Below are 18,370 nucleotides of genomic sequence, written 5' to 3' on the forward strand. Positions count from 1 at the left end.
TATATGATGATCCGCTACACGCTCAAATGTGATCACAACCATAGCTTTGACAGCTGGTTCCAATCCACCGACGCCTTTGACAAACTCAAAGCCGGTGGCATGATCGCCTGCACCGTCTGCGGATCAACCATGGTTGACAAGGAACTGATGGCCCCGGCAATTCGCCCCACCCGCAGCGCCACCGCGACAGACACTCCACTTTCGTCCCCGCAATCCCCTGCCGAGGCCGCCCTTGCCACCTTGCGCGCTCATGTCGAAGCAAATTCCGATTATGTCGGCATGAACTTTGCCGCCGAAGCACGCGCCATGCACGAAGGTGCGCAACCCGAACGCTCGATCTACGGCGAAGCCCGGATAGACGAAGCCCGCGCCCTGCTCGAAGAGGGTATCCAGGTCGCCCCCCTACCTTTCATGTCCGCGCGCAAAACGAACTAAACAACCGGCAAGGCCCGAAAACGCGCAGGTTTTTTCCGCTGGTTCGTTTTTCCCTTGGCCTTCACCCGACGCCCCTGCATCATGGCCCTCAACCAACACGGAGGCTTTCATGACCGTTCTCATTACCGGCGCAAACCGGGGCGTTGGTGCGGCCCTTCTGGCGCGATACCGCAAATCCGGCACCGCCGCGATGGGCACCAGCCGCAAACCGGTGGGTGACTTGCTAGCTCTTGATGTCACGGATCCGGCCAGCCACACCGCGCTGGCCCGCCGCCTGAACGGCCTGCCAATTTCCCTTCTGATCTGTAACGCGGGCGTTTACCCCGACAAGGGCCAGACACTGGAAAAAGGCTACCCAGCCGCCCTTTGGGCCGCAACTTTCGCAACCAATGTCACCGGCGTCTTTCTGACCATTCAGGCGCTTTTGCCCAACCTGCGCGCCGGCCATGGCAAGGTGGCAATCCTGTCGTCGCAAATGGCCTCGCAATCGCTGGCACCCGGCGGCTCGTATATCTACCGTGCCTCAAAGGCGGCGGCGCTCAACCTTGGCCGCAATCTCGCCGCCGACCTCGCCCCCGAGGGCATCGCGGTCGGCATCTATCACCCCGGCTGGGTCCAGACCGATATGGGCGGCCCCGGTGCCACGATCAGCCCCAAACAATCGGTCGAGGGCCTTTGCGAACGCTTTGCGGCCCTTGGCCCTGAAACCACCGGCTGCTTTGAGGAATGGGACGGCACGCCGATCCCGTTTTGAGGCTTTTGTTTGGCCGAAATACTCTCAGGGGGTGAATTGGCGCAGCCAAGAGGGGGCAGAATGCCCCCTGCCGCGCCCGCATCGCCCCTTGCCCTTCGGCGTTGCGGCGCATAAAGAACGGCAAAACCCGGTCCGGCGGTTCAGGGGGGTATCCATGCCGCTTCTAGTTATGAAATTCGGTGGCACTTCTGTAGCCAATCTAGAGCGCATCAAGAATGTCGCCGCAAAGATCAAGCGCGAGGTCGAGCGCGGCTATGACGTTATCGTCATCGTATCAGCGATGTCGGGCAAGACCAATGAGCTGGTCGGCTGGGTCGAACAGACCTCACCGATGTTTGACGCGCGCGAATATGATGCGGTCGTCTCATCGGGTGAAAATGTCACCGCCGGCCTGATGGCGCTGACATTGCAGGAAATGGGCGTGCCCGCGCGCAGCTGGCAAGGCTGGCAGGTGCCGATCCACACCACCAGCGTCCACTCCAGTGCCCGTTTTGTCGACATTCCGCGCACCAATATCGATACGAAATTTACCGAAGGCATGAAGGTCGCGGTGATCGCCGGTTTTCAGGGACTGTCCACCGAAGGGCGGATCACCACCCTCGGCCGCGGCGGATCCGACACCACAGCCGTTGCCTTTGCCGCCGCCTTTGGCGCGGAACGCTGCGATATCTACACCGATGTCGACGGCGTCTACACCACAGACCCGCGCATCAGCCAAAAGGCCCGCAAACTTGACCGCATCGCGTTCGAGGAGATGCTGGAGCTGGCCAGCCTGGGCGCAAAAGTGCTGCAAACCCGCTCGGTCGAACTTGCCATGCGCCACAAGGTGCGGCTGCGGGTTCTGTCCTCGTTTGAGGACACCGACGAAAATTCTGGAACCCTGGTCTGCGACGAGGATGAAATCATGGAATCGAAAGTTGTCTCGGGCGTTGCCTTCTCACGGGATGAGGCAAAGATGACCCTGCTCTCGGTCGAAGACCGGCCCGGCATTGCCGCGGCAATCTTTGGCCCCTTGTCCGAAGCCGGGGTGAACGTCGATATGATCGTTCAGAATATTTCGGAAAAGAATTACGAAGGCCATACCGCCGCCGTCACCGATATGACCTTTTCGTGCCCAATCAACCAGGTTTCGCGCGCCCAAAAGGCGATGGAAGATGCCCGTGCAAACGGCGTGATCAAATATGACGATCTGGTTGTTGATACGGATGTCGCCAAGGTTTCGGTGGTTGGCATCGGGATGCGGTCACACGCAGGGGTTGCCGCGACCATGTTTCAGGCACTTGCCTCCGAAAACGTCAACATCAAGGTTATCGCGACCTCTGAAATCAAAATTTCTGTGCTGATTGATCGGAAATACTTGGAATTAGCGGTGCAGGCGCTTCATGATGCGTTTGAGTTGGAAAAATCGGCCTGAAGTTACAGGCCGCTAAGCCAAGAGACGCAGGGGGCCTATGCCAGAACGGACAGAAAGTGACAGCCGAAAATTGCTTCGGCGTCTGCGCGACAGTTTGGCAACCCCAGGCAAAGGACAAGAACGGCTTGATCAAATAACCAGACTGATTGCCGATTCGATGGGCACAGAGGTTTGTTCAATCTATCTTTTCCGCGACGCTGACACACTGGAACTCAGCGCCACCCAGGGTTTGAAAGCCGGTTCCGTGCATCATACGCGGATGCGTCTGGGCGAAGGTCTGGTGGGGCGCGTAGCGCGCACGGCGCAACCGGTCAATACGGGCAACGCCCCTGCCGAAAAGGGCTTTCGCTATATGCCCGAAACCGGAGAGGAGCTCTATCCGTCGTTTCTGGGCGTCCCGATTCAGCGCGTTGGCGAACGGATGGGTGTTCTGGTCGTGCAATCGAAAGTCGCCCGCGAATTTTCCGAAGATGAGCTATACGGCCTGGAGGTCGTAGCGATGGTTCTTGCCGAAATGACAGAGCTGGGGGCTTTTCTGGGCGAGGGAGAGGCCCTGGGGGGCACCCACCGTCACCCCGTCATGTTTCACGGCACCACAGCCCAGGAAGGCACAGCAGAAGGCCGCGTCTGGCTGCACGAACCGCGTGTCGTCGTCACCAACCCGGTCGGGGATGACCCTGACGCCGAACGTGAACGGCTGACAGATGCTGTTGAAAAGTTGCGCAAACAGGTCGACCAGATGCTGTCCGAGGCGGTAAGCCTGGACAAGGAGCATCGGCAGGTTTTGGAAACCTACAAGATGTTTGCGCATTCGCGCGGCTGGATCCGCCGGATGAGCGAAGATATCGACCTGGGCCTTTCCGCCGAGGCCGCCGTTGAAAAGGAACAATCCACCGCCCGCGCCCGGTTGGAACAATCGGCCGACCCCTATCTGCGTGATCGGCTGCATGACCTCGAAGACCTGTCAAACCGGCTTTTGCGGATTCTGACCGACCAAGGGCACAACACCGATCTGGACCTGCCCGAAAATCCGGTTCTGGTGGCGCGCAATATCGGCCCCGCCGATCTGCTGGACTATGGCCGCCGCCTTAAGGGTGTGGTGCTTGAGGAGGGCTCGGTCGGAAGCCACGCTGCGATTGTGGCGCGGGCGCTGTCGATTCCCTTGGTTATCCACGCCCAACGGATCACGTCAGAGGCCATGAACGGTGACCCGATTCTGGTTGACGGCGATCAGGGGTTCGCCCATCTGCGCCCCGAAGATACCGTGGCTGCCGCCTTTCGCGACAAGATGGCGATGCAGGCCGAGGCGCAAGAACGCTATGCAAGCCTGCGCGAATTGCCCGCGGCCGCAACCTGCGGCACCAGAATCAACCTGATGATGAACGCAGGGCTGATGGCCGATCTGCCCAGCCTTGAAGGGTCTGGCGCCGAGGGCGTGGGCCTGTTTCGCACCGAGTTGCAATTTTTGATCCGCAGCCATGTGCCACGCCGAGGAGAGCTGGCAAAGCTTTATTCACGGGTGATGGATGCGGCCCATGGCCGGCGGGTGGCGTTTCGCACCCTTGACATCGGGTCGGACAAGGTCTTGCCCTACATGAAGCCCCACGATGAACCCAACCCCGCCATGGGCTGGCGCGCGATCCGCGTAGGGCTGGACAAACCCGGCATGTTGCGGATGCAGCTTCAGGCGTTGATCCGTGCCGCAAATGGACGCCCGCTGACGGTGATGTTTCCGTTTATCGCCTGCCACAAGGAATTCACCACCGCACGCGCCTTTCTGACCAAGGAAATAGCGCGCGAAACCCTGTTGGGGCGCCCGGTCCCCGCCTCTGTCGAGGCGGGTGCGATGCTGGAAACGCCCAGCCTTGCCTTTGCACCACAGGCGTTTTTCGATGATGCGGATTTTATCTCGATCGGGGGGAATGACCTCAAGCAGTTCTTCTTTGCCGCCGACCGTGAAAATGAACGTGTGCGCAGACGCTATGACACGCTTGATGTCAGCTTTTTGACCTTTCTGGAACAGATCGTCGCGCGGTGTGCCGCTTCGGGAACGCCGCTGTCATTTTGCGGCGAAGATGCGGGCCGCCCGATTGAGGCGCTGACCTTTGCGGCCCTTGGCCTGACCACGCTTTCGATGCGCCCCGCGTCGATCGGGCCGGTCAAAAGCCTGATCCGGCGTGCAAATCTGACCCATCTGAAGGCCGTGATTGATGAGGCCCGCGCAAAGGGTGCCGCTTCGGTCCGTCCGGCTGTCGTCGGCTATCTGGCACGGCTCTAGGCGTCAGGCGTGCCCTGCCGTCGGCGAAAGCGTCAAGGGATCAACACCCAGCGCATGAAGCGCCATTGACCATTTGCGCGCATTGGGAATGGTGAACACCAGTTCGGGGTCGGCCTTGCCGGTCAGCCAGCCATTGGACAGGATCTCGGCCTCTAGCTGGCCCGGCCCCCAGCCCGCATACCCCAAGGCAAGCAGTGCATTGTCTGGCCCGTTGCCCCGGCCCAGATCCTCAAGGACATCGCGGGTTGAGGTCATCGCCATCTGCGGCCCAACCTGAATGGCCCCGCCCTGCCCGTGCCAATCGGCCGAATGCAGCACAAAGCCGCGCCCGGTTTCCACCGGTCCGCCAAAATGCACCGGCACCAGAATATCGGGGTTTGGGTGCGATATGCCAAGCTGGTCCATCAGGCTGTTGAACTCGACCCCCGGCGCGGGTTTGTTGATGATCAGCCCCATTGCGCCGCTTTCCGAATGGGCGCAGATCAGCACGACGCCATGTTCAAAGCGCGTATCCCCCATGCCGGGCATGGCAATCAACAGCTTTCCGGTCAGGTCCATGGCAACCCCCTTCTTGCGCCTGTGACGTCCCTTCCCCAAGCATCGCGCGTACCGGGCCACGACGCAAGAGCCGGGTGTGGCACGGGCGCACAGGTCCGGCCTGCTGGCGCGTTTGTGACTTTGCACAGGCATGGCGGGGGCGTAAGCGTAGGGCATGAAACCACACCTGCACGCCCTACCCCTTTTGCTTGCGCTTTGCCTGCCCAGCGGGTTGGCACCGCGTGTCGCCAGCGCACAGGATCTGCCGCATGGCATGCGCGGGGCCGAGGTTCTGGACGGTTGGCAGGCCGACAACGGCAGCCGCATGGCGGCCGTGCGGATCGCCCTTGGCGAGGGTTGGAAAACCTATTGGCGCGCGCCCGGCGATGCCGGCATCCCACCACAGTTCAACTTTGCCGGATCGCAGAATGTGGCGGGCGTTACCGTTCACTGGCCCCGCCCGCAGGTGTTCGAGTCGGGCGGAATGCGTTCGGTTGGCTATCTGGGTGAAATGATCCTGCCGATTGAGATTATCCCCACTGACCCCTCACAGCCGGTGGCGCTGGCGGCGGATGTTGAATTTGGCATCTGTCGCGATGTCTGTGTGCCGGTTTCGGTTGCGCTCTCGGCCGATCTGTCTGGCCCCGGCACAACCGATCCGCTGATCCGCGCCGCGCTGACCGCGCAACCCGAACCGGTCAAGGGAAACGCGACCTGCCTGATCGAGCCGATAAAAGATGGTATGCGCGTCACCGCCAGCATTGATCTGCCGCCCCTTGGTCCTGATGAGATAGCCTTGTTCGAGCTACGCGGAGCGCCGGTCTGGGTATCTGACAGCACCTCGCACCGCGACGGCACCCGGCTGGTATCCATGGCCGAATTTGTGCCAGACAACGCGCAGCCCTTTGCGCTGAACCCGGCGGATCTGGTGATCACCGTTCTAAGTGACGAGCGTGCCGTAGAAATAAACGGCTGCCCGGGCTAACCCCCGCACATCACTCGCCGGGATGGGGCGTTTTGGTCAATCGCCCCGCCATCAGCCTTGGCCCCAGCAGCGCCGCCAACACCACCACAGCCGCCGCCAACAGCGCAAACTGCCCGAAAGCGGCTGCCACCCCTTCACCCGCGAAAACCGCACGGCCCAGCGTTGCGCCAAAGCCCAGCAGCAACGCCACCGCGCTGGCGGCCAGCACACCGCGCAGCCCCGGCACCGCCAAGCCACGCCGCAGCGCCCGTATCTGGCGGCCAAAGTCCAGTTGCACCGCCAAGAGCGCCGGCACCACCAGCAACACGATCACCATCCCAAAGCCCAGCCCGTAGCACAGCGTAATGACCGTGGGCTTCAAAAACAGCGCCGCGCTGGATTTCTCGTATAGCATCGGCGCCAGCCCCAGAACCGTTGTCGCCGTGGTCAGGAACACCGGGCGAAGACGGTCTGACACCGCATCAATGATTGCCGGCACCAGCCCGCGTTTTTGCGCGTATTCATCCACCGTTGAAATCAGCACGATCGCGTCGTTGATGATGATCCCCGACATGCCGATCAGCCCGACCACCGCAAACATCGACATCGGCATCGACCAGACCACATGCCCCCAGATCGCCCCGATCAGCCCGAACGGAATGACCGACATCACCACCAAAGGCCGCGTCCAGCTGGAAAATATCCACGCCAGCACAATAAAAATGCCAATCAGGCAAAGCGCCAGCCCCACCAGCGCATCCGACAGAAAGTCGCGTTCCTGTTCCGCCATACCGGAAAGTTGCCAGGTGACACCATGATCCTCAGCCAGACGCGGCAGGATGACGGTTTCAAGCTCTTTGGTGATTTCGGTGGCGCGGGTCGGGTCGTCCTCGGACAGATCGGCGGTGACCGCGACCAGCCGCAGCCCGTTTTCCCGCCGGATCGTCGAAAAGCCGCCCCTCACCGAAATATGGACAATATCCGATAGCGGCACCCAGGCCCCCGACGGGGTGCGTAGCTGCATCTGCTCATCAAAATCGGCGGCCAATTCGCTATCGGGCATTTCAACACGAATGGTGGCGCTGCGCGGCCCATCGGGGAAACTTGCCGCCTCGATACCGTTGAGGCGCGAACGAAGCTCTCGGCCCAGCGCCTCGACGGTAAAACCCAAAGCCTGCCCCTGCGGGGTCAGCTCCAACACCAGTTCATCCTTGTCATAGGCCAGATTATCCTCGATCGCGGATATTTCCGGGTAGGCGGAAAGCGTTGATTTCAGCGCCTCGGCGGCGGCTTTCAGGGTGCCCGCCTCGGCCCCCGACAACTGCACCGATAGCCCGTCACTGCCCGGCCCCATGCGGTAGCCGCGAAAGCTGATCTCTTCCAGCAGCGGATGGCGCGGGGCCAGATCCTGCAACGCCGCCACAAATTCGGACGAGGAATAGGGCCGCAGGTCCGGGTCGATCAGCTCAATCGAAATCGACCCCAGCAGATCGCTGTCCTTGGTATCAGCGCTGGAAAGGGCGCGCCCTGACGCGCCGCCCACCTCGGCAATGACGTAATCAATGGGGTTCACGCCGTATTCCGCCTGATAGCGCGTACCCAGATCATCGGCGGCCTGTTGCAGGCCGCGCATCATCGCCACCGTATCGGCGCGCGTGGCACCGTTCAGCATGGCAAAACTGCCGGTCACCGTCGCCTGTTCGGGCGGGTTGAAAAACCGCCACTGCACCTTGCCCGAAATCAGATAGGCAACCTGCCACGCCAGCAGCGCCAGCGCCGCCGCCAGCACCACATAGCGCCCCCGCACGACCGCCCCTGTCACCCGCCGCATCACCCGGTGGCGCAGCCAGTCAAAGCCCCGGTTCACGGTGCGTGACGGCCAGTCATACCAGCTTTCCTTGGCCGCATGGGCCAGTGCATGTGTCATATGATTGGGCAGGATCAAAAAACACTCGATCAACGAGGCCGCCAGAACCGCTATTACCGTGAAGGGAATATCCTTGATCGTATCCCCCATCCGCCCGCCAATAACCATCAAGCCAGCGAAGGCGATGATCGTGGTGATGGTTGAGGCAAACACCGGCGCGGCCATACGCCGCGCACCGTTTTCAGCCGCAAGCGCCGGCGGTTCGCGCAAGATACGGGCACGAAAATCAGCGTGTTCGCCCACCACGATCGCATCATCCACCACGATCCCCAGTGTGATGATCAGCGCAAAGATCGAGATCATGTTCAGCGTCATGCCGCCCATATACATCGCCGCAATCGCCGCCAGCATCGACACCGGAATCCCCGCAGCCACCCAAAGCGCCGTGCGCGCGTTCAGGAACAAAAACAGCAGCGTTACCACCAATGCCAGCCCCATCACGCCGTTCTGCATCAGCAATTCAATGCGCGCGCTGATACCTTCGGACCGGGTGCGGATCAGATCGACGCGCACCCCCGCAGGCAGGCTCAGCCGCATTTCGGCCACCGCCTTTTCCACCTTGTGCTGAAGCGCAATGGCATCGCCCTTGTCTGATCGCGCCACATTGATCGTCATCGCCGGATGGCCGCCCACATAAAACGCCCGCGCGCGGTCCGCCCCTTCAACGCGAATCCGCGCCACATCGCCCACCGTCAACGTCGATCCGTCCGGCTCTGAGCGCAGCACCAGCGATTCGATCTGTTCGGGGGCGCGCTTTTCCTGACCGGTGCGCACCCGCGCCGCGCCGCCGGCCACATCACCCGCAGGCTGGGTTGCCGCCTCGGCGCCGATTACGGCGGCAATCTGTGCCATCGTCACATCATGCGCGATCAGGCTAAGCTGCGGCACCTCGACCACGGTCTGGGGTGCCGCCAGCCCGCGAATGGTGGTGCGCGTGACGCCCTCGGCGTAAAGCCGGACGATCAACTCATCCGCCAGACGGCCCAACTGCATCACTGAAAGGGGGCCGGTGATAACCACATCGGTCACCGTGTCACGCCATACGCCACGGCTGACTTCGGGGGTTTCGGCGTCATCGGGCAGATCGCCCGCCAGCGCCAACGCGCCATCCACGTCATCCACCGCGCGGCTCATATCCCAGCCGGACTCAAATTCGAGATCAATGCGCGCCCGCCCCTCGGTCGCGCGCGAGGTCGTGTTTTCCACCCCCTCGACCAGCAGCAACGAGGGCTCAAGCACCTGCACTATGGCGCGGTCCACATCTTCGGCACCGGCACCGTCCCACACCACATTCACGCTGACAGACTGCACCACCGAATCGGGAAACGTCTGCGCCCGCATCCGCGGTATCGCCACCAGCCCCGCCGCAATCATCACCACCAAAACGATATTGGCCAGCGTCCGGTGCCGGGTGAAATGCGCAATCACGCCGCGCGGCGGGGGCAGGTCATCGGTATCGGGATTGGCCATGCGTCAGCCCCCCATCCGCTGTTCCAGCCGGGCAATCACCGAGGCTGAAACCTGTTCCTGACCCAGTTGCGCCAGCACACGGGCCTTGGCGTCGGCGGGCATATTGGCATTGCCCTTGACATAGGCGATCAGCCGCGCGCGGCGTTCGGGGGTCAGTGCCACCATGGCGGGCACCTCTGGGGCCGTCAGCGCCGCGCCGGTTTCGCCTGACCGCAGCGGCCGAACCTTCAACCCCATGCCCAAAAGCGGCGAGCGTTCGGCCACAATCTCGCGCCCGGCAAGGGCTGAGGCGCGGATGATGACCGCATCGCCCTGACGGCGCAGCACCTGGGTCTGGGCCAGTTCCAACCGGTCGTCCGGCCCCAGAACCAGCACCTGCCCGGCGGCATCGACCGCCGTGGCGGGCACCAGCGCCACCTGATCCAGCGCCGGTTCCTCCAGCCGAACAGTCACGAAATCGCCGGGGCGAAAGCCTGCGGCCCCCGCCTCAAGCTGCGCGAACAAAAGCCGCCCGGTCTGACCTTCGCCCACCGCCGCCCCCACGCGGGTCAGCCGCGCGCGGGCCATCAGCTCGGTTCCCTGCACCTCAAGCGCGACTGTGGCCGTGACGGGCAACAGCGCCCCTTGCGGATCAATCAGCCGTGCAAATTGCGTGGTGGAAACCCGGAACGACACTTCCAGCGCGGCGGGGTCGATCAGCTCGCCCAGCTTTTCGTTGTTCGACAAAAGCCCGCCCTTGACCGCCGTCACCCCCGAAAGGCGCCCGGCAAATTCCGCGCGCAATTCCGTGTCGGTCAATTTGCGGTCGGCTTCCGAAAGGGCAATCTGTTGGCGCGCCAGGGTGTTTTGCGCCTGATCCAGCCGCGCCTCGGCCTGCGACAGCGTTGATCGCCGGTTCAGAACGGCCTGCGCGGCGGTGCTGGCGGCTAGCTGCGCGGTTTCGGTATCGGTCGCGCGGCCAAGGCCGCGGGCGTCAATGCTTTGTTGCCGGGTCAGGGCCTGATCGCGCAGCTGCGCCTGCACATCGGCGGCGGCCAGATCGTCGCGCGCGATAGCAAGGCCACGGATGGCTTCGGCAAGCGCTGCCTCGGCCTCGGCCAGGGCGGCGCGCTGGGTGTCGCGGGTGGCGGTGGCTTCGGCAGGATCAATGCGCAGCAAAAGTTGACCCGCCTCAACCGCTGCCCCTTCAGCAAAATCGGGCGACATTTCGACAATCGTGCCCGAGCTGGCGGCGCGCAGTTCCAAGCGGCGGCTGCTTTGCACCTCGCCGTAGGCGGTCAGCACCGGCACGATGCGCCCCACCGTAACCGCCACCACATTGGCCGAAAAAACCCGTTCCTGCGCAGCCTGGGGCCGGCTTTTCGCCGTCCGGCGCGCATCAAGCGCAGATTTGACCGTATAGGCGGCAAAGGCCAACAGGCCCAGCGTCAGAGCCACAAGAAACAACCCCATCAGGCTGCGCATCAAAAACCGCATAGTCGTGCCTTTTCCTGTGCCGGGGCATGCCCCGATAGCCAATGCTGATCATCTAGTTCCGAACCGGGATAGGACCAAGCCCACCACAGTTCAACGTGCCAGCTTGCCGCTTCCGTCGCAATTACGCGCGATCAAGCCTTGCGCGCAGTTCCAAAAGGTCGACCCAGGCGTCACGCTTTCCCTGCGGTTGGCGCAAAAGGTAGGCAGGATGCACCATCGGCAGGGCTGGTTTGCCAAAGGCGGTGGCCCACTGCCCCCGCAACCGCAAGATGCTGCGCTGCCCCAAACCCGCCATGCAGGGCGCATTTCCCATCAGCACGATCAGATCCGGGTCCGCCAGCGCAACATGCCGCGCCAGAAACGGCTGCATCATGGCAATCTCGGCCGGGGTCGGTTCGCGGTTTCCGGGCGGGCGCCACGGCATGACATTGGTGATATAGACGCCGCTTTCGGGGGCCGGGGCCTGCCGCGACAAACCAATGGCGGCCAACATCCGGTCCAGCAATTCGCCAGCGGCGCCAACAAAGGGACGGCCCGCGATATCCTCTTCGCGGCCCGGCGCCTCGCCCACGATCATCACCCGCGCGCGCGCCACACCATCGGCAAACACAAACGACCGCGCGCCCTTTTTCAACTCGCACAGATCAAAGGCGCGCTGCGCCTCGGCCAAGGCGGGCAGATCACTGGCAGCGGCGGCGGCGGCGGCGGCCACGGCAACCGGGTCGGGGCCAGAGGTGCGGGCGGGCACCCCATCCACCGGGGCCGGGACGCGGGCGCCAGTGGCGGCCGGTTTGACGGCAAGGCTTTCTGGGAGATCGTAGCGGTTCAGCGGCGCATCCAGAATCGCCTCATCGACGCCCATCTCCATCTGCCACTGCATCAGGGCGACGGCGGCGTGAAAGTCCAGATCAAGGGCGGGGGCGGTTCCAGTTTCCATCCGCCAAAGCTACGGCCAGCGCAGCAAAAGGTAAAGCCACCGCGATGCCGCTTGCCAGCCGCCGCCCCCTTTGCGATAAGCGCGCAAAACCACGTTTGGGGAGGCCGCGATGACATTCCGCGCAAGGCACCTTTTGGGGATCGAGCACCTCTCCCCTGAGGAAATCCGCACGGTTCTGGACCTTGCCGATCAATACGTTGACCTGAACCGCCGGACGGTCAAACGCACCGATGCGCTGGCCGGGCTGACCCAGATCAACATGTTCTTTGAAAACTCGACCCGCACGCAGGCCAGTTTTGAGCTGGCCGGAAAGCGGCTGGGGGCCGATGTGATGAACATGGCAATGGCGCATTCTTCGGTGAAGAAGGGCGAAACGCTGATTGACACAGCGATGACGCTGAACGCAATGCATCCCGATCTGCTGGTGGTGCGGCACGGCAGTTCGGGCGCGGTCAATCTGCTGGCCGAAAAGGTGAATTGCGCGGTGGTGAACGCGGGCGACGGCAAGCATGAACACCCCACACAGGCGCTATTGGATGCGCTGACGATCCGCCGCGCCAAGGGCCGGATCCAGCGGCTGACCGTCGCCATCTGTGGCGATATCACGCACAGCCGGGTGGCACGCAGCAATCTGATATTGCTGGGCAAAATGGAAAACCGCGTGCGCCTGATCGCGCCCCCCACGCTTATGCCCTCTGGCGTGGGTGAATTTGGCTGCGAGATTTTCGACGATATGGCAAAGGGGCTGGAAGGCGCCGATGTGGTGATGATGCTGCGGCTACAACGCGAACGGATGGACGGCGGCTTTATCCCGTCCGAGCGCGAATATTACCACCGCTATGGGCTCGACCCCGAAAAGCTGCGCCACGCCAAACCTGACGCCATCGTCATGCACCCCGGCCCGATGAACCGGGGTGTGGAAATTGACGGTGAACTGGCCGATGACATCCACCGATCCGTGATTCAGGAGCAGGTCGAAATGGGGGTGGCCGTGCGGATGGCCTGCATGGACCTTCTGGCCCGCAACCTGCGCGCCGAACGCGGCCGCGCCCTTAGCGGGGATACCTATGTCTGAAATGGAACGCGACGCGGTCATGAACTACCGCCCCGGCCCACAATCGGAACTGCCGGTCGAGATGGACGAACCGGTTCTGGCCGTTTTCGCCAGTGATCGCCGCCGCTATTGGACTGATCACGCGGCAATGGCCGGCATCGGCGCGGCGGCTGTGTTGCTGATCCTGCCGCTGTTTGGCAAGGCCGGGCAGATCCCGATTGCGGTGCCCGCGGTGATCGTGGCCATATTCCTGCGTGGCGCCTACCTTGCCTCAGAGCAGTTTGCCCGCCGCTGGCAGCTGACCGACCGCCGCCTGATCGGCCCGCAAGGCCGCAATGTGATGCTGTTGGAATTGCTGACCGCGCGCAAACTGCTGGGCGATGTGCAAATTGTCACCAAAAGCGGGCAGAAACATTTGCTGAAACATCTGGCCGATTCAGACGCCGTGGTGACAACCATCCTTCAGGCGCGCGATGCGCGCGCCATGGTGGCAAAATGACCGCAAACGCCCAGCTTGCGCCTTATCATCGGACAGCGACATGACCCTATTTTTTGAAAACGCCCGCCTGATCGACCCCGAGGCGCTGACCCAACATCTGGGCAATGTCATCGTGGACAACGGCCTGATCGCCGCCATTGGCGATATGTCGGCGCCTGCTGACGCGGCGATAATCGACTGTCACGGCAAATGCCTTGCCCCCGGCATCGTTGACTGGGGTGTCAAGATCGGGGAACCCGGCGAGAGGCACCGCGAATCCTTCCGCTCGGCGGGGCTGGCAGCCGCGGCAGGCGGCGTGACCACGATTATCGCCCGCCCCGATACCCTACCCGCCATCGACACGCCCGAGGCGCTGGAGTTCGTCACCCGCCGCGCCGCCGGGTCCGCGCCCGTGCGCATCCACCACATGGCCGCGCTAACCAAGGGCCGCGAAGGCCGCGAAATGACCGAGATCAGCTTTTTGCTGGATGCCGGCGCGATTGCCTTTACCGATTGTGACCATGTCGCGACCCAAACCAAACCCTTGTCGCGCGCGCTGACCTATGCGCAGGGCCTTGGCGCGCTGGTCGTGGCCCATCCACAAGACCCGGGTCTCTCGGCGGGGGCGGCTGTTACCTCGGGCAAGTTCGCGTCATTGCGTGGGCTGCCGGGGGTGTCGCCCATGGCCGAACGCATGGCGCTGGACCGTGATCTTGCGCTGGTTGAGATGACCGGCGTGCGCTATCACGCCGACCAGATCACCACCGCCCGCAGCCTGCCCGCACTGGCACGCGCCAAGAAAAACGGGCTGGATGTGACGGCCGGGATTTCAATCCACCACCTCACCTTGAATGAGCTGGACGTGGGCGATTACCGCACCTTCTTCAAAATGACGCCACCTCTACGATCCGAGGATGACCGGGTGGCGGTGCTGGCGGCGGTGGGTGACGGGTTGATCGACGTGATCTGCTCGATGCACACCCCGGCGGACGAAGAAAGCAAACGCCTGCCCTTTGAAGAGGCCGCGGCAGGTGCGGTTGCGCTGGAAACCTTCCTGCCCGCCGCGATGCGTCTTTACCATGCCGGCGCGCTAACCCTGCCGCAGCTGTTTCGTGCAATGGCGCTGAACCCCGCGCGCCGGCTTGGCTTGCCGCAAGGCCGCCTGTCAGAAGGCGCGCCCGCCGATCTGGTGCTGTTCGACCCCGATGCGCCGTTCCTGCTGGACCGTTTTAAGCTGCACTCAAAATCCAAGAACACCCCGTTTGACGGCCAGCGGATGGAGGGCAAGGTGCTTGCCACCTTTGTGGCCGGCGTGCAGATATATGACAACAAGGGGACCGTGGCCTGAATGCCGATCATTGAACATAGCGCAGTACTTTTGGTGCTGGTGGCGGTGCTGGGGTATCTTTTGGGCGCTATCCCCTTTGGCGTGGTCATCACCAAGGCAATGGGTCTGGGCGATCTGCGTGCCATCGGGTCGGGCAATATCGGCGCCACCAACGTGTTGCGCACCGGCAATAAACGCGCCGCCGCCGCAACGCTGGTGCTGGACGGCGCGAAGGGTGCCGTTGCCGCATTGATCGCCCGCGCCGCCCTTGGCGAAGACGCGGCGCAGATTGCGGGTGCCGCCGCGTTCCTTGGCCATCTTTACCCGGTCTGGTTGGGGTTCAAGGGTGGAAAAGGCGTCGCGACCTTTCTGGGCACGGTGCTGGCGCTGGCCTGGCCCGTGGGGCTTGCCGCCTGTGCCACCTGGCTGGTTACCGCTTACCTCAGCCGGATATCGTCGCTATCTGCGCTGGTCGCGGCGGCGGCATCGGTGCCGCTGGCATGGGCAATGGGTCGCGGCGAAATAACCCTGCTATGCACGATTCTGGCGGCCCTCATCTTTCTGCGCCACCACGCCAATATCACGCGCATCATCGCCGGAACCGAACCCAGAATCGGCAAAAGAGGCTAACTTTCGGCCCATACCGGACCGCCGTCAGTAGCACATCGCGCTGTAGATCCGGGTCAGATCGCCGTCCCACTCGCCATGATAGCGCTCTAGCAGCACATCGGCGGGCACCCAGCCTGTCGCGGCGCTTTCGGCCAGAACCTCCAAATAGGCGCTTTCGTCGCCTTCGGGCGAAAGCCCGGCGCGGGCGACCAGTCCACCGCGGGCAATCTCGACCACCTCGCGGGCAAGGTCGATCATGCGCAAATCACCGACCTCGGCCTGAAGGGCTTGTTTTGACGCGGCAACGCGCAGCGCCTCGCGGGTTTCGGCATCCCAGCCCTTGACCAGATCCCAGGCGGCATCCAGCGCCGACTGGTCATACAAAAGCCCGGTCCAAAGCGCCGGCAGCGCCATCAGATGCGCCCGATCGCCAGCGTCGGCACCACGCATCTCCAGGAATTTCTTGACCCGCGCTTCGGGGAAAACGGTGGTCATATGATCGGCCCAATCCGACAGGGTGGGCACTTCACCGGGTAGCGCGGGCAGCTTGCCGTTCAGGAAATCACGGAAGGACTGGCCCAGCGCGTCAATATACTTGCCATCGCGATAGACAAAATACATAGGAACATCAAGCACATAGTCAACGTAACGCTGATACCCCATGCCGTCTTCAAAGGCGAAGGGCAGCAGGCCGGTACGGGCCGCGTCAAGGTCACGCCAGATCCGCGAGCGCCAGGATTTAAAGCCATTTGGCTTACCCTCCAGGAAGGGCGAATTGGCAAACAGCGCCGTTGCCACCGGTTGAAGCGCCAGGCTGACGCGCAGCTTTTGCACCATGTCGGCCTCGGACGCGAAGTCCAGATTCACCTGCACCGTGCAGGTGCGATACATCATCTGCGTGCCCAGCGTGCCGACCTTGCTCATATAGTCCGTCATCAGCCGATAGCGGCCCTTGGGCATCATCGGCATCTGTTCATGCGTCCAGATCGGCGCCGCCCCAAGACCGACAAAACCCGCGCCAATGCCTTCGGCCACTGCGGCAACTTCAAGCAGGTGCTGGTCCAGTTCGGCGCGCACCTGATGCAATGTTTCCATAGGCGCGCCCGACAGTTCCAACTGGCCCCCCGGTTCCAGGCTGACGTTTGCGCCGTTCTGCGTCAGGCCGATGATTTTGTCCTGCTCCAACACCGGCGCCCAGCCAAAGCGGTCGCGCAAACCTTCCAGCATTGCACGGATCGAACGCGGGCCATCATAGGGCAAGGGGTTAAGGGAATCCGTGCAGTAGCCGAATTTTTCGTGCTCGGTGCCGATACGCCAATCAGCCTTGGGCTTTTCACCCTCGGCCATATATTCGGCCAATTGCGATACCTGCTCAATGGGGCCACCGCCCAGTTGGGGAATAGACATGGGCAGGGCTCCGTTCACTGCGGGTCAAGGATCACACAGGTGGCGCGGGCGCGCGCTCAAGTCAAGGCCGAAGCGTCCGGTCTTTGCCACAAGCTTTGCGCGGGGGTGCGCCGGTCAAGCGCGGCGGTCAGCCGGCCCATATCAATACCGGGCAAAGTGGCAAACGCATCATATAGCGCAGGCGCGCCTGCCGCCGCCACGGGTATCAATACCGCCTGCCCGTCGCTCTGCTTTAGCCGCCAGTAAAGCGAACCGCGCAGGCGCAGCAGCCGGATTTCCACCAAATCCCGCAGCGCGACATAACCGCCAATGCCCAGACCCGCGCCAAAATAACCGATCTGGCCTTCGTCCACCTCGACCAGCCCCGGCGCGTTGACCGGCCGGGAAAAACGTATCCGTCGCAGTGCGATAATCACCCAGCCAAGGGCGGCAACACCCAAAAGAGCGCCCATCGGCGCCAGAATGTAGCCCCCAAGCCGAAACAACCAGACCGCCACGCCAAAGGCACCCAGCGCCGCCATCACCTCGCGCCAACGGGCCAGCGTGGCCAGCGCCTCGGGGCGCAGCAGGGTCAACTCCAATCCCCAAGCGCGGTTTGCCACAACACCAACGCGGCAAGTGCTGCGGTTTCAGCGCGCAGGATGCGTGGGCCAAGGCTGACCGGTGTCACGAAGGGGGCGGCGCGCAGGCGCGCGGCCTCGGCTGCGGAAAACCCGCCTTCGGGGCCAATCAAAATGGCCCAGGGCCCCGGCGGCAGGCCCGACAGAACCTGCGCCGGACCGGCCAGCGATTCGTCAGCCCACAGGATGCGGCGGCTTTCGTCCCAACCTGCCAGCAGCTTTGGCAGCGGCACCAGACCCGCCACGTCGGGCACAAAGGTTGCGCCACATTGCTCGGCCGCCTCAACGGCGTGAAGGCGCTGTTTGTCGGGGCGGATACGGTCAGAATTTGTGAACTCGGTCTGCACCGGGACAAGCCGCGCCACCCCCAGCTCTACCGCTTTTTCCACGATGAAATCGGTGCGCGCCTTTTTGACCGGCGCAAAGATCAGCCACAGGTCGGGCGGCGTGGTTTGCGGCGCGGTCTGCGCCTGACAGATCAGATCGCCCCCCCGTTTTGCAGCGCGTTCAACTTTTGCGCTCCATTCCCCATCGCGGCCGTTGAACAGCGCAACCAATGCCCCCGGTGCCAGCCGCATCACCCCAAAAAGGTAATGCGCCTGCGCCTCTGTCAGCGGCACGGCTTGCCCCTGCCCCAAAGGGTGCTCTACATGAAGTCTGATTTTTGCGCGTTCCATGAGGCA

16 protein-coding genes are annotated in these 18,370 nt (G+C 63.0%); 9 read left to right on the plus strand and 7 right to left on the minus strand.

Annotation, left to right across the window (positions count from 1 at the left end; all coding sequences use genetic code 11):
• Positions 1-6: 6 nt before the first annotated feature.
• The 4 genes from ACM62R_RS00070 (at position 7) to ACM62R_RS00085 (ending at position 4,881) form a co-directional block, all read left to right on the plus strand.
• Positions 7-435: a DUF1178 family protein gene (locus ACM62R_RS00070; protein WP_415182025.1), complete on the plus strand. Its 429-nt coding sequence runs from the start codon at positions 7-9 to the stop codon at positions 433-435.
• A 109-nt stretch (positions 436-544) separates the two neighbouring features.
• Complete coding sequence (locus ACM62R_RS00075; protein WP_415182026.1) at positions 545-1,189, plus strand: SDR family NAD(P)-dependent oxidoreductase; 645 nt, start codon at positions 545-547, stop codon at positions 1,187-1,189.
• A gap of 154 nt (positions 1,190-1,343) precedes the next feature.
• Complete coding sequence (locus ACM62R_RS00080) at positions 1,344-2,603, plus strand: aspartate kinase (protein ID WP_415182027.1); 1,260 nt, start codon at positions 1,344-1,346, stop codon at positions 2,601-2,603.
• Positions 2,604-2,640: 37 nt separating this feature from the next.
• Entirely contained in the window at positions 2,641-4,881 is a 2,241-nt protein-coding gene (locus tag ACM62R_RS00085) for a phosphoenolpyruvate--protein phosphotransferase (protein WP_415182028.1), read from the plus strand.
• Positions 4,882-4,884: 3 nt separating this feature from the next.
• Here the strand turns inward: ACM62R_RS00085 and ACM62R_RS00090 are convergent, their stop codons facing one another.
• Positions 4,885-5,439, minus strand: a complete 555-nt coding sequence (locus tag ACM62R_RS00090; protein ID WP_415182029.1) for a YqgE/AlgH family protein — start codon at positions 5,437-5,439, stop codon at positions 4,885-4,887.
• Between the two features lie 154 nt (positions 5,440-5,593).
• On the opposite strand from ACM62R_RS00090, the gene ACM62R_RS00095 reads away from it, so the two are divergent.
• Positions 5,594-6,403: a protein-disulfide reductase DsbD domain-containing protein gene (locus tag ACM62R_RS00095; protein ID WP_415182030.1), complete on the plus strand. Its 810-nt coding sequence runs from the start codon at positions 5,594-5,596 to the stop codon at positions 6,401-6,403.
• 10 nt (positions 6,404-6,413) lie between these two features.
• Here ACM62R_RS00095 and ACM62R_RS00100 read toward each other — a convergent pair whose 3' ends face one another.
• The 3 genes from ACM62R_RS00100 to ACM62R_RS00110 all read right to left on the minus strand — a co-directional run bounded on the left by ACM62R_RS00100 (position 6,414) and on the right by ACM62R_RS00110 (position 12,192).
• On the minus strand, positions 6,414-9,779 hold the full coding sequence (locus tag ACM62R_RS00100) for an efflux RND transporter permease subunit (protein WP_415182031.1): 3,366 nt from the start codon (positions 9,777-9,779) through the stop codon (positions 6,414-6,416).
• Positions 9,780-9,782: 3 nt separating this feature from the next.
• Entirely contained in the window at positions 9,783-11,255 is a 1,473-nt protein-coding gene (locus ACM62R_RS00105; RefSeq protein WP_415182032.1) for an efflux RND transporter periplasmic adaptor subunit, read from the minus strand.
• A gap of 121 nt (positions 11,256-11,376) precedes the next feature.
• On the minus strand, positions 11,377-12,192 hold the full coding sequence (locus tag ACM62R_RS00110; RefSeq protein ID WP_415182033.1) for a uracil-DNA glycosylase: 816 nt from the start codon (positions 12,190-12,192) through the stop codon (positions 11,377-11,379).
• 109 nt (positions 12,193-12,301) lie between these two features.
• On the opposite strand from ACM62R_RS00110, the gene ACM62R_RS00115 reads away from it, so the two are divergent.
• Genes ACM62R_RS00115 through plsY form a run of 4 tightly spaced genes read left to right on the plus strand, consistent with a single transcriptional unit; the run spans position 12,302 to position 15,681 of the window.
• Complete coding sequence (locus tag ACM62R_RS00115) at positions 12,302-13,267, plus strand: aspartate carbamoyltransferase catalytic subunit (protein WP_415182034.1); 966 nt, start codon at positions 12,302-12,304, stop codon at positions 13,265-13,267.
• Positions 13,260-13,745: a hypothetical protein gene (locus tag ACM62R_RS00120; RefSeq protein WP_415182035.1), complete on the plus strand. Its 486-nt coding sequence runs from the start codon at positions 13,260-13,262 to the stop codon at positions 13,743-13,745. The genes ACM62R_RS00115 and ACM62R_RS00120 overlap by 8 nt, the downstream gene beginning before the upstream one ends.
• Before the next feature lie 40 nt (positions 13,746-13,785).
• The gene (gene pyrC, locus ACM62R_RS00125) at positions 13,786-15,072 is read left to right on the plus strand and encodes a dihydroorotase (RefSeq protein WP_415182036.1); all 1,287 of its coding nucleotides are present in this window, start codon (positions 13,786-13,788) and stop codon (positions 15,070-15,072) included.
• The gene (plsY, locus tag ACM62R_RS00130) at positions 15,073-15,681 is read left to right on the plus strand and encodes a glycerol-3-phosphate 1-O-acyltransferase PlsY (RefSeq protein WP_415182037.1); all 609 of its coding nucleotides are present in this window, start codon (positions 15,073-15,075) and stop codon (positions 15,679-15,681) included.
• Between the two features lie 24 nt (positions 15,682-15,705).
• Here plsY and ACM62R_RS00135 read toward each other — a convergent pair whose 3' ends face one another.
• The 3 genes from ACM62R_RS00135 to ACM62R_RS00145 are packed head-to-tail and all read right to left on the minus strand — an operon-like array spanning position 15,706 to position 18,364.
• Positions 15,706-17,067 (minus strand): glutamate--cysteine ligase, encoded by a 1,362-nt coding sequence (locus tag ACM62R_RS00135; protein WP_415182038.1) that lies wholly within the window; start codon positions 17,065-17,067, stop codon positions 15,706-15,708.
• A gap of 56 nt (positions 17,068-17,123) precedes the next feature.
• Positions 17,124-17,669: a hypothetical protein gene (locus tag ACM62R_RS00140; RefSeq protein ID WP_415182039.1), complete on the minus strand. Its 546-nt coding sequence runs from the start codon at positions 17,667-17,669 to the stop codon at positions 17,124-17,126.
• Complete coding sequence (locus ACM62R_RS00145) at positions 17,639-18,364, minus strand: 16S rRNA (uracil(1498)-N(3))-methyltransferase (protein WP_415182040.1); 726 nt, start codon at positions 18,362-18,364, stop codon at positions 17,639-17,641. The genes ACM62R_RS00140 and ACM62R_RS00145 overlap by 31 nt, the downstream gene beginning before the upstream one ends.
• Between the last annotated feature and the right edge of the window lie 6 nt (positions 18,365-18,370).

The organism is Phaeovulum sp. (genome assembly GCF_047638075.1).
Taxonomy (GTDB): domain Bacteria; phylum Pseudomonadota; class Alphaproteobacteria; order Rhodobacterales; family Rhodobacteraceae; genus UBA6197.